Annotated in this window: 9 protein-coding genes and 4 tRNA genes; 2 read left to right on the top strand and 11 right to left on the bottom strand. The window is 61.2% G+C overall.

The genetic code is table 11. The features are described from left to right. The 10 genes from J1G37_RS27760 to gltX form a co-directional block, all read right to left on the bottom strand. Positions 1-1,145: hypothetical protein (locus J1G37_RS27760; protein ID WP_207046857.1), on the bottom strand; the 1,145-nt coding region annotated here is incomplete at its 3' end. A 423-nt stretch (positions 1,146-1,568) separates the two neighbouring features. Beyond that, a complete protein-coding gene (locus tag J1G37_RS27755) occupies positions 1,569-2,537 on the bottom strand; it encodes a tRNA-dihydrouridine synthase (protein WP_207046855.1) in 969 nt (322 codons plus the stop codon). A 55-nt stretch (positions 2,538-2,592) separates the two neighbouring features. After that, positions 2,593-3,027 carry a thioesterase family protein gene (locus tag J1G37_RS27750; protein WP_207046853.1) on the bottom strand — a complete coding sequence of 145 codons (435 nt, stop codon included), beginning with the start codon at positions 3,025-3,027 and terminating at the stop codon, positions 2,593-2,595. Between the two features lie 38 nt (positions 3,028-3,065). Beyond that, positions 3,066-3,899, bottom strand: coding sequence for an alpha/beta hydrolase (locus J1G37_RS27745; RefSeq protein ID WP_207046851.1), 834 nt, complete (start codon positions 3,897-3,899; stop codon positions 3,066-3,068). Positions 3,900-3,914: 15 nt separating this feature from the next. Then, positions 3,915-4,454, bottom strand: a complete 540-nt coding sequence (locus tag J1G37_RS27740; protein WP_207046849.1) for a TetR/AcrR family transcriptional regulator — start codon at positions 4,452-4,454, stop codon at positions 3,915-3,917. Between the two features lie 183 nt (positions 4,455-4,637). Further along, positions 4,638-4,713: transfer RNA gene (locus J1G37_RS27735), tRNA-Glu, on the bottom strand. A gap of 81 nt (positions 4,714-4,794) precedes the next feature. Then, positions 4,795-4,870, bottom strand: a tRNA-Ala gene (locus J1G37_RS27730). A gap of 50 nt (positions 4,871-4,920) precedes the next feature. After that, a tRNA-Glu gene (locus J1G37_RS27725) sits at positions 4,921-4,996 on the bottom strand. Between the two features lie 78 nt (positions 4,997-5,074). Further along, positions 5,075-5,150 (bottom strand) — tRNA-Ala (locus J1G37_RS27720). A 147-nt stretch (positions 5,151-5,297) separates the two neighbouring features. Further along, a complete protein-coding gene (gene gltX, locus J1G37_RS27715) occupies positions 5,298-6,779 on the bottom strand; it encodes a glutamate--tRNA ligase (RefSeq protein ID WP_207046847.1) in 1,482 nt (493 codons plus the stop codon). Between the two features lie 196 nt (positions 6,780-6,975). On the opposite strand from gltX, the gene J1G37_RS27710 reads away from it, so the two are divergent. Beyond that, positions 6,976-8,022 carry an HlyD family secretion protein gene (locus J1G37_RS27710; RefSeq protein ID WP_207046845.1) on the top strand — a complete coding sequence of 349 codons (1,047 nt, stop codon included), beginning with the start codon at positions 6,976-6,978 and terminating at the stop codon, positions 8,020-8,022. Between the two features lie 49 nt (positions 8,023-8,071). Further along, the gene (locus tag J1G37_RS27705) at positions 8,072-9,562 is read left to right on the top strand and encodes an MDR family MFS transporter (protein ID WP_207046859.1); all 1,491 of its coding nucleotides are present in this window, start codon (positions 8,072-8,074) and stop codon (positions 9,560-9,562) included. Between the two features lie 111 nt (positions 9,563-9,673). Here the strand turns inward: J1G37_RS27705 and uvrB are convergent, their stop codons facing one another. Further along, a complete protein-coding gene (gene uvrB, locus J1G37_RS27700) occupies positions 9,674-11,689 on the bottom strand; it encodes an excinuclease ABC subunit UvrB (protein ID WP_207046843.1) in 2,016 nt (671 codons plus the stop codon). Positions 11,690-11,830 lie beyond the last annotated feature (141 nt).

The following is an 11,830-nucleotide window of genomic DNA, read 5'->3' as shown; positions in this document are numbered from 1 at the left end:
GTTTGCGGCACGACCCTGACCTGCGGCTGCGGGACCACAGCAGGTTTCGGCGTCGCGTCAGGCTTGGGCAAGACACCAGGCGTGGTTTCGGTTTGCGGCACGACCCTGACCTGCGGCTGCGGGACCACAGCAGGTTTCGGCGTCGCGTCAGGCTTGGGCAAGACACCAGGCGTGGTTTCGGTTTGCGGCACGACCCTGACCTGCGGCTGCGGGACCACAGCAGGTTTCGGCGTCGCGTCAGGCTTGGGCAAGACACCAGGCGTGGTTTCGGTTTGCGGCACGACCTCGGCTCTTGGATCCGTACCAGGCATGGGCGGTAAAACAGTCAAGCCCGGTGTTGGCCAAGGCTTGAGATCGCTGCCACGGCGAACGTGAGTGTCTGGGCAATGGCAATTGTTGATATTGACCTCGACCTTGACCTGCGAAGCGGCATCATTGGTTACGTTGACTTCCGGCTTGTGCACGTTCGGCGCAACCGGAAGGACAGGGGCGGGCGTAATGGAAATAGAAGGCAATTTGCCCGCCCCTGGCATCACCTTCGGCAAGTTACCGGCTTGCGGCATGCTCTGCGCTTCAGGCTTCAACTGGGGTGCAGTACTCGTGTCGGGCGCAACCTTGGGTAAATCAGCAGAAAAGGGCGCCACTTTTGGCAATGTCCCTGCATCCGGCATCACCTTCGGCAAGTTACCGGCGTGCGGCATGCTCTGCGCTTCAGGCTTCAACTTGGGGGCAGTACCGTCGGGCGCAACCTTGGGCAAATCAGCAGAAAAGGGTGCCACTTTTGGCAACTTCCCTGCATCCGGCATCACTTTCGGCTGGCTCTGTGCCTCGGGCTTTACCTTGAACGCAGTGTCTGCGCCAGGTGCAACCTTCGGCAAATGCGTCGCGTCGGCGGCTATATTTTTCCCCGCAAACATATCGCGCATTGCCTTGAAAACAGCTTCGAACATGTCAAACAACTTGGCGAACGCATTGGCATTCAGCATCACATCGCCATGCGCCACCTGAGAACTATCATGACGAAATGGCGCACGCCCCATATGGGCAGTGGATGAACGTGTACCTTGGTGGGGGGTAACAGCGGGTTGATCCAAGGCCGATGTATCAACTTTTACAGAAGGCGGATTGTTAACCGATAGAGACATTAGCATGATCCTTTATTCAACGTGCCTGCTTAAAAAAGCGGTCGAAGTGTCGAGAGTTTTAAGTTGACGGAAACAACACTCATTGCTTCGCAGTCCCTACTTTCGTGGAGGGCGCCGTGATTGAGTTCCGATAATCGCAACTCATATAAGGAAACCAAACCAGCTTTTCGGATTTTGCCCCATCGCTTTTTTTTGAAAGCCGCAATTCAGGCTGTGCTGACGGCACTTTCACAGACACACTCGCTAATAAACCGCCGAGAAAGCAACTCACCGACATACTTCAAGAGCCAACGCGCCGACCTAATGTGATATCCCGCGCGCACATAAATACCACCACCGGGTTCAGCCCCGAGTTCAAGCGCAAAAACGCAAAATGCCCCGAATCTTTCGATACGGGGCATTTTTTGCACCTCAGGACGGATCTCACGGCACGCTGCATTGCCCCGGATGGGCCATACCCAACAGGCGACTGACCTGTTGCAAATCTGTTTCGCGGCGCATAGCAGTAAACAGCTCGACCGCCTCAGGGTAGTTGCGCGTCAACATCGCCAGCCACTGCTTCAAGCGGCCAGGCGCCTGGCGCTCAGTGAGCTGGGCGACTGATTGCGTCCAGAATTCCTGGAGCATGGGCTGCATCTGTGCCCAGGTCATCTCCACCACCTCTTCGCCTGCGCGCGCGGCGGCAATCTGCCGCGCCAGGTCGGGGCGCGCCACCAGGCCGCGACCGAGCATAATGTCTTCGGCACCGCTGACTTCACGGCAACGCTTCCAGTCTTCGACGCTCCAGATATCGCCATTGGCAAAGACGGGCACCTTGACCACGTCCTGCACCCGCGGAATCCACTCCCAATGGGCCGGCGGCTTGTAACCGTCGGTCTTGGTCCGTGCATGCACCACGATATGCGCCGCGCCACCTTCAGCCAGCGCCGTGGCGCAGACCAGCGCGCCGTCCGGGCTGTCGAAACCCAGGCGCATCTTGGCGGTGACCGGGATATGCGCCGGCACCGCACGGCGCACATGCTCGACGATCTGGTTGAGCAACTCCGGCTCCTTGAGCAGCACCGCGCCGCCCCGGGATTTATTCACGGTCTTGGCCGGGCAGCCGAAGTTCAGATCGATCACCTCGGAGCCCAGCTCGGCGGCGAGCGCGGCGTTTTCCGCCAGGCACACCGGGTCGGAGCCGAGCAACTGCACGCGCAACGGTACGCCCGCAGCGGTGTGGGCACCGTGCAGCAGTTCCGGGGCGAGCTTGTGGAAATACGCCGGGGTGAGCAGGCGGTCGTTGACGCGGATAAACTCGGTCACGCACCAATCGATCCCGCCCACGCGGGTCAACACGTCCCGCAGGATGTTGTCGACCAACCCCTCCATGGGCGCCAAAGCAATTTGCATGGAAAACACTCAACAAAAAACGTTGCGCAGTTTACTGGGTTTCCTGCGGCAACCGTTAACCCCCTGTCAGGGCGGGGCCGTAACCGTCAAGAAACTCGGCGGGCATGCGCTTGGGCTTGCCGCTGGACAGCTCGATGCAGACAAAGGTGGTTTGCGCCCGCAGCAGGGTCGCGCCGTCGTGGGGGCGGACCAGTTGGAAGCGCCGGGTCATTTTCAGGCGCTGGTCCCAGTCGACAATCCAGGTGGCCAGTTGCAGCTCGTCCCATTCATAGCCGGCGGCGAGGTAGTCGATCTCGTGACGCACCACCGCCATGGCGCGGTCCAGGCGGCGGTACTCGGTGAGGTCCAGGCCCAAGCGCTGGGAATGGCGCCAGGCGCAACGTTCCAGCCAGGACACGTAGACGGCGTTATTGGCGTGGCCCAGGCCGTCGATGTCCTCGGCGCCGACCTGCAGGTCGATGATAAACGGCGTTGCCAAATCCCAGCCCATGCCTTGCTCCAGTCGATTGATCTCGGCCGGGCAGTGTATCAGGCGCTTTGCCGCGCCTGTAGACGACGGCCGGCGAGCAGCGCCAGCACGCCCTCGATCACCCGGGGATCGGCCAGCACTTTCTGGTGACCGCCCTGCTCCAGGCGCAGCAGGCGGCTGTCGAACCAGGCTTCGTGGATGGCTTGGGCGGCTTTGACCGGGACAAAGGTGTCGTCTTCGGCGTGCACGATCAGGCCGGGCATATTCATCTGATAGTGGGCCACGTCCAGATGCTTCAGCGGCATGCCGAAGGTCTGTTCGACCTCGTGGATAAACGCCGAACGGGCCCGCGCGGGCAACCCGACCATTTGGGTGAAGCCGCGCAGCACATCGAGGAAACGCGACGGCGCGGCGATACTCACCAGCGCTTCGGTACACAGCCCCAGTTGCACGGCCAGCATCGCACTGGCCCCGCCCATGGAGTGCCCGACCACCGCATGCAGCGGCGGCAATTCGGCGGCGGCCTCCAGCATCGCCCGTGCGAACAGCAGCACATGGGCCTCACGCCCCGGTGAACGGCCATGGGCCGGACCGTCCAGGGCGATCACCGAATAACCGTCATTGACCAGGGCAGTGATCAGGCTGGCGAACTGGGTGGGACGCCCTTCCCAGCCATGCATCAGCAAGACCGCCGGCCCTTGGCCCCAGCGCAGGGCCGACAGGCCGAAACGCAAGGTGATGCGCTCTGACTGCGCCAGCAACGGCAACTCCCAGTCGCGGGGTGGCAGGTCGCGCGGTGTCATGAAGGCACGCCGCATCTTGTTGGCCACGGTGTGCGGCGCCAGATGCCCCAGGGTGCCGTTGAAGCGACGAATCCAGGTTAACGTGCCCATCCTTAGAGCCCTCTTCTAGCGCACGGCCGACTTGGCGGCGCGCAACACGCGGTCAGACAATTCACCTGGGCCCAGTGCACGCGCCAGGGCCAGGCCACCGATCATCAGCGCCATGTCGGCCAGGGCCTTGTCGGTGTCTTCGGGGCTGGCGGCCAGTTGGGCGGCCATCAGCTCGCAGTGCTCGTTCAGCGCTTGGCGGAACTCATCGGGCAAGCGGCTCATCTCGCCGACGGTCGCCGGGATCGGGCAGGCCTGAACGGTAGAGTCGCGATGTTTGCGCGACAGGTAGAACGCCGCCACAAGGCCTCGGCGCTCTTCACCTGTCAACAGCGCATCCATATCGTCAATGGCCGCACGACGCTTGGCCAGCAGTTCGGTGAACGCCTCCAGCATCAGCGCGTCCTTGCTTTCAAAATGCGCGTAGAAACCACCGACGGTCAGCCCCGCCGCGCCCATGACTTCGCCGACACTCGGCTCGGCCGGACCACGCTGGATCAACGCCGCGCTGGCAGCCTGCAAAATGCGTTCGCGAGTTTGCGCTTTTTTATCGCTCATCAAAGCCTCCGGTTCTCATGGGTTGAATATTATTACCATAATAATATTTGGCAAGCGACTGAAACGACCATTGGTCTGAAGAGAATGCAGGAAGGGAAGAAAAGAATTGGCCAAACGCCAGACAAACAAAAGGGCCATTCAATAATTGAATGACCCTTAAAAATCCCGCAGAGCGGGTAATCGTGGCGTCCCCTAGGGGACTCGAACCCCTGTTACCGCCGTGAAAGGGCGGTGTCCTAGGCCACTAGACGAAGGGGACACAAACCTTCTGTACAACCGATCAGTGCTGAGAACTGATCTGATTCAAGGACGGTGTGGCCGGAACCTTGAACCTGTAAATTGGTGGAGCTAAACGGGATCGAACCGTTGACCTCTTGCATGCCATGCAAGCGCTCTCCCAGCTGAGCTATAGCCCCGGATTTTTCGCCTCGCGGCGCAGCAGACCTTTCGAGCTGCTTGTTGAAACTGGCGTCCCCTAGGGGACTCGAACCCCTGTTACCGCCGTGAAAGGGCGGTGTCCTAGGCCACTAGACGAAGGGGACAAAACCTTCTGTACAACTGATCAGCGCTGAGAACTGATCGATTCAAGGACGGTGTGGCCAGACCTTGAACCTGCAAATTGGTGGAGCTAAACGGGATCGAACCGTTGACCTCTTGCATGCCATGCAAGCGCTCTCCCAGCTGAGCTATAGCCCCTCATCGGTGAGGACGGGGCGAATCTTAATGGCGCTTTGGAAGTGTGTCAAATTTATTTTCAACATTTTCCAAAGTTTTTTGCCGGGATAACAATCACTTACCGGCGAAACCCCGGAAAACCGGGGTTTCGCCGTTGCAGCAGGCTGATTAAGCGATAGCGCCCAACAGCTTTTCCCACTCTTTGTTTTCTTTCTTCGAGACACCACCAAGCAAATCAAGGGCTTGGCGCAGACGGAAACGGGTGAGGTCCGGGCCGAGAATTTCCATCGCATCCAGCACCGATACCGAACTCGCCTGCCCGGTGATCGCGGCAAACATCAGCGGCATCGCATCGCGCAGCTTCAATTCGAGGGATTCAACCACGGCCTGGATCGTCGCGGTGATCGCATCCTTCTCCCACTGGCGCAGGCTTTCCAGCTTCCACAGGATCAACTGCATCAACTGGCGCACCTGGTCGCCCGAGAGCTTCTTGGATTCGAACAGCTTGGCATCCGGGTTCACACCCCCGGCAAAGAAGAAGCTGGCCAACGGTGCGACCTGGCTGAATGTCTCCACCCTGCCCTGCACCAGCGGCGCGATCTTCATCATGTATTCAGGGTTCAGTGCCCACTGCTGCACACGGCTGGCGAACTCTTCCACCGGCAGGTCACGCAGCCACTGGCCGTTGAGCCACGACAGCTTCTCGATGTCGAAGATCGGCCCGCCCAGGGAAACGCGGGACAGATCGAAGTTGTCGACCATTTCCTGCAACGAGAACTTCTCGCGCTCGTCCGGCATCGACCAGCCCATACGGCCCAGGTAGTTGAGCATCGCTTCGGGCATAAAGCCCATGCGCTCGTAGAACGTCACCGAGGTCGGGTTCTTGCGCTTGGACAGCTTGCTCTTGTCCGGGTTACGCAGCAGCGGCATGTAGCACAGCTGCGGCTGTTCCCAGCCGAAGTATTCGTAGAGCAGGATCAGCTTCGGCGCCGATGGCAGCCATTCTTCGCCGCGCAGCACGTGGGTGATGCCCATCAGGTGATCGTCGACCACGTTGGCCAGGAAGTACGTCGGCAGGCCGTCGGTCTTCATCAGCACTTGCATGTCCATGCGATCCCACGGGATCTCGACGTCACCGCGCAGCATGTCCGGCACCACGCACACGCCTTCGTTCGGCACTTTCATGCGGATCACATGAGGCTCGCCAGCGGCCAGGCGCTGCGCCACTTCTTCCTTGGACAGCAGCAGCGCGCGGCCATCGTAACGCGGGGTTTCGCCCCGAGCCTGTTGCTCGGCGCGCATCTGGTCAAGTTCTTCAGCGGTGCAGAAGCACGGGAACGCATGGCCCATGTCGACCAGTTGCTGGGTGTACTGCTTGTAGATGTCGCTGCGCTCGCTCTGGCGATACGGGCCGTGTGGGCCGCCGACGTCCGGGCCTTCGGCCCAGGTAATGCCCAACCAGCGCAGGGCATCGAAAATCTGCTGTTCCGACTCACGGGTCGAGCGCACTTGGTCGGTGTCTTCGATCCGCAGGATGAATTCACCGCCGTGCTGCTTGGCGAAGCAGTAGTTGAACAAGGCGATGTAGGCAGTGCCGACGTGGGGATCCCCAGTAGGCGATGGCGCGATGCGCGTGCGGACGGTGGTCATGGCGGGTCTCGAATGGGCGATAAAACTAGAATTGAAACAAGGGGCGAATGGTAACAGCCCTCGGCACTTGGGCTCCAGCACCCACCTTATCGAGCATGGCATTTAGGCCAAGCTTCGGTCTCAACGCCAGTCATGGCTATTGGACAGATGCTTGGGTGGCTATATTCCATTACCTCTTGTTACAGACACTGCCCCCATGCCAGCCCCACTCAAGCGCCGCCTGTTTATCTTCGTGTTTATCGTGATCCTGATCGGCCTGGGTTTCTTCGCCCACTGGTTCTTCAAGGGCCGTTTCTATGAAAGCACTGACAATGCCTACGTACAGGGCGAAATCACCCGCGTCTCCAGCCAGCTCGGCGCGCGCATCGTCGACGTAAAGGTAGGCGACAACGAACACGTGCAAAAAGGCCAGCTCCTGGTGCAGCTCGAAGGCGACGACTTCCACCTCGCCGTCGACCGCGCCAACGCCGCCCTGGCCATGCGCGAAGCCGAACGTGCCCAGGCGCAGAGCAAACTCACCCAACAAGCCAGCCTGATCGCCGCCGGCGCGGCCAAGGTGGCGTCGAGCCAGGCCAGCCTGGGGCGCTCGCAGATCGACTTGTCCCGCGCGCAAACCCTGCGCAAACCGGGCTATGTCTCGGAAGAACGGGTGACCACCCTGTCCGCCGACAACCACATCGCCCGCTCCCAGGTGACCATGGCCGAAGCCGATTTGCAGGGCCAGCGTCAGCAGGTCAACGCCCTCAACGCCGAAATCAAGCGCCTCGACGCGCTGATCGCCAACGCCAAGACCGACCTGGCACAGGCCGAACTCAACCTCACCCGCAGCGAGATCCACGCGCCCATCAGCGGCCTCGTCGGCCAGCGCGCCGCGCGTAACGGCCAGTACGTGCAGGCCGGCGCCTACCTGCTGTCCATCGTTCCCGACCAGGACATCTGGATCCAGGCCAACTTCAAGGAAACCCAGATCGGCCACATGCAATCCGGGCAAAAGGCCCAGTTGACCTTCGACGCCTACGCCGACACGCCCATCGACGCCCGGGTAGACAGCCTGTTCGCCGCCTCCGGCGCGCAGTTCAGCCTGCTGCCACCGGACAACGCCACGGGCAACTTCACCAAAGTCGTACAACGGATTCCGGTAAAACTCACCTTCGCGGCGGATAACCCACTGCAAGGCAAGATCCGCCCCGGCATGTCCGTGACCGTCAAAGTGAATATCAAAGACCAGCCTGATGGCCGGTGATCAACTGCTGCGCCCGGTCGGCGAACCGACCCGGCGCGACTGGATCGCGGTGATGAGCGTGATGCTCGGCGCGTTCATGGCGGTGCTCGACATCCAGATCACCAACTCGTCGCTCAAGGACATCCAGGGCGCGCTGTCAGCCACCCTGGAAGAAGGTTCGTGGATTTCCACCTCCTACCTTGTCGCCGAAATCATCATGATCCCCCTCACCGCCTGGCTGGTGCAGCTGCTCTCGGCGCGGCGGCTGGCGGTGTGGGTGTCGGTGGGGTTCCTGATCGCCTCGCTGATGTGCTCCATGGCCTGGAGCCTGGAAAGCATGATCGTGTTCCGCGCCCTGCAAGGCTTCACCGGCGGCGCGCTGATCCCGCTGGCGTTCACCCTGACCCTGATCAAGCTGCCCGAACACCACCGTGCCAAAGGCATGGCGATGTTCGCCATGACGGCCACCTTCGCCCCGTCCATCGGACCGACCATCGGCGGTTGGCTCACCGAAAACTGGGGCTGGGAGTACATTTTCTACATCAACGTACCGCCGGGCCTGTTGATGATCGCCGGGTTGCTCTACGGCCTGGAGAAAAAGGCATCGAACTGGGATCTGCTGAAAAGCACCGACTACCTGGGCATCGTCACCCTCGCGGTGGGCCTTGGCTGCTTGCAGGTGTTCCTCGAAGAGGGCCACCGCAAGGACTGGCTCGAATCCAGCCTGATCGTCAGCCTCGGCAGCATCGCCCTGCTCAGCCTGATCACCTTTGTCATCGTGCAGCTCTCCAAGCCCAACCCGCTGATCAATCTGGGCATCCTCGCCAACCGCAATTTCGGCCTGTCGAGCATCGCCAGCCTGGGCATGGGTGTGGGCCTGTACGGCTCGATCTACCTGTTGCCGCTGTACCTGGCGCAGATCCAGAACTACAACGCGCTGCAGATTGGCGAAGTGATCATGTGGATGGGCGTGCCCCAGCTGTTTCTGATCCCGCTGGTGCCCAAGCTGATGAAGTACGTGTCACCAAAATGGCTATGCACCGTGGGATTCGGCCTGTTCGGCCTGGCGAGTTTTTCCTCGGGGGTGCTCAACCCGGACTTCGCCGGCAGCCAGTTCAACCAGATCCAGATCATCCGCGCCCTCGGCCAGCCGCTGATCATGGTCACCATCTCGTTGATCGCCACCGCCTACATCCTGCCCCAGGACGCGGGTTCGGCGTCGAGCCTGTTCAATATCCTGCGCAACCTCGGCGGCGCCATCGGCATTGCGTTGCTGGCGACCTTGCTGGATGCGCGCACCAAGACCTACTTTGATTACTTGCGTGAGGCGATTGTGCCGACCAACCCGCAGGTGGCGGAGCGCTTGGCGACGCTGGCGCAGACGTTCGGCAGCGACACGGCGGCGCTGGGCAAGCTCAGTGAGATCACGCACCAGCAGGCGCAGATCATGGCCTACAACGATGCGTTTCACTTTGTCGGGTTGGCGCTGGGGATCAGCATGGTTGCGGTGTTGTTGACCAAGGCGTTGCCGGCGGGGCTCAAGGCTGGAGAGAGTCATTGAGACCGTGGTGCCGCCATCGCAGGCAAGCCAGCTCCCACATTTGATTTGCGAACACCATCAAAATGTGGGAACGGGCTTGCCCGCGATGAGGCCCGCCCAGTCACTCCAAAATCAAACAGCCAGTAGCCGCTCGCGCAACTTGCCAATCTCATCCCGCGTCTGCGCCGCCGCCTCAAACTCCAGATCCCGCGCCAACTGGTACATCTTCTCTTCCAACTGGCGAATCCGCTTGGTGATCTCACTCGGCGAGCGCAGTTCGTTCTCGTACTTGGCGCTTTCCTCGGCGGCCTTGGCCATGCCCTTGCGCTTCTTGCTGCGCGAGCCCGGCACGACGGCGCCTTCCATGATGTCGGCGACATCCTTGAACACGCCCTTGGGCGTAATGCCGTTGGCGAGGTTAAAGGCAATCTGCTTGTCGCGGCGGCGCTCGGTCTCGCCAATCGCACGCTCCATGGAGCCGGTGATGCGGTCGGCGTAGAGAATCGCCCGGCCATTGAGGTTACGCGCGGCGCGGCCGATGGTCTGGATCAGCGAGCGCTCGGAGCGCAGGAAGCCTTCCTTGTCGGCATCGAGGATCGCCACCAGCGACACTTCCGGCATGTCCAGGCCTTCACGCAGCAGGTTGATCCCCACCAGCACATCAAAGGTGCCCAGGCGCAGGTCGCGGATGATTTCCACACGCTCCACGGTGTCGATGTCCGAGTGCAGGTAGCGCACGCGCACGCCGTGGTCGGCGAGGTAGTCGGTCAAGTCTTCGGACATGCGCTTGGTCAGCGTGGTGACCAGCACCCGCTCTTCCAGGGCCACGCGCTTGTTGATTTCGGAGAGCAAATCGTCGACCTGGGTCAGCGCCGGGCGGATTTCGATCTGCGGGTCCACCAGGCCGGTCGGGCGCACCAACTGCTCGATCACCCGGCCGGCATGCTCGGCCTCGTAGTTGCCCGGCGTGGCGGACACGAAGATGGTCTGCGGGCTGATGCTTTCCCATTCGTCGAAACGCATCGGCCGGTTATCCAGCGCCGATGGCAGGCGGAAACCGTATTCCACCAGGGTTTCCTTACGCGAACGGTCGCCCTTATACATCGCGCCGACCTGCGGCACGCTGACGTGGGACTCGTCGATCACCAGCAACGCGTCGGCGGGCAGGTAGTCATACAAGGTCGGCGGCGGCGCGCCGGATTCGCGGCCCGAGAGGTAGCGCGAGTAGTTTTCGATGCCGTTGCAGTAGCCCAGCTCCAGGATCATCTCCAGGTCGAAGCGGGTGCGCTGCTCCAGGCGCTGGGCTTCCACCAGCTTATTGTTGGCGCGCAGGTATTCCAGGCGCTCAGCCAGCTCGACCTTGATGTGCTCGACGGCGTCCATCAAGGTTTCCCGCGGCGTTACGTAGTGGCTTTTCGGATAGAAGGTGAAGCGCGGCAGCTTGCGGATCACCTCGCCGGTCAACGGATCGAAGGCCGACAGGCTCTCGACTTCGTCGTCGAACAGCTCGATGCGGATCGCTTCCAGGTCGGATTCGGCCGGGTACACGTCGATCACATCGCCGCGCACGCGGAAGGTGGCGCGGGCAAAGTCCATGTCATTGCGGGTGTATTGCAAATCCGCCAGGCGGCGCAGCACTTCGCGCTGGTCGAGTTTGTCGCCGCGATCAACGTGCAGCACCATCTTCAAATAGCTTTCCGGGCTGCCCAGGCCGTAGATGCACGACACCGTGGTGACGATGATCGCGTCCTTGCGCTCCAAAAGCGCCTTGGTCGCCGACAGCCGCATCTGCTCGATATGGTCGTTGATCGACGCATCCTTCTCGATAAAGGTATCGGAGGACGGCACATAGGCTTCGGGCTGGTAGTAGTCGTAGTAGGAAACGAAGTACTCGACGGCGTTGTTCGGGAAGAACGACTTGAACTCGCCGTACAACTGCGCGGCCAGGGTCTTGTTCGGCGCCAACACCAGGGTAGGCCGGTTGACCTGGGCGATCACGTTGGCAATGCTGAAGGTCTTGCCTGAACCGGTCACCCCGAGCAGCGTCTGGTGGGCCAGGCCGGCCTCGATGCCTTCGACCATCAGGCGAATCGCCTCGGGTTGGTCGCCGGCGGGTTCAAAGCGGGTGACGAGTTGGAAATCCGACATAACGTACCTCTTGAAGTCACCCCAGACTGTAAACCCGTCGGGAACGAAAAAGACCGCCACCCGCGAAAAATCAGAGCGGGCAGCAGGAAAAAACCATGATAGCCGTAGAAGTGGTGGCGAATGTGACGGGTTTCAAGGCAA

The organism is Pseudomonas sp. Marseille-Q1929, from assembly GCF_017316265.1.
Taxonomy (GTDB): Bacteria; Pseudomonadota; Gammaproteobacteria; order Pseudomonadales; family Pseudomonadaceae; genus Aquipseudomonas.
This window is presented reverse-complemented; position numbering and strand designations above follow the sequence as displayed.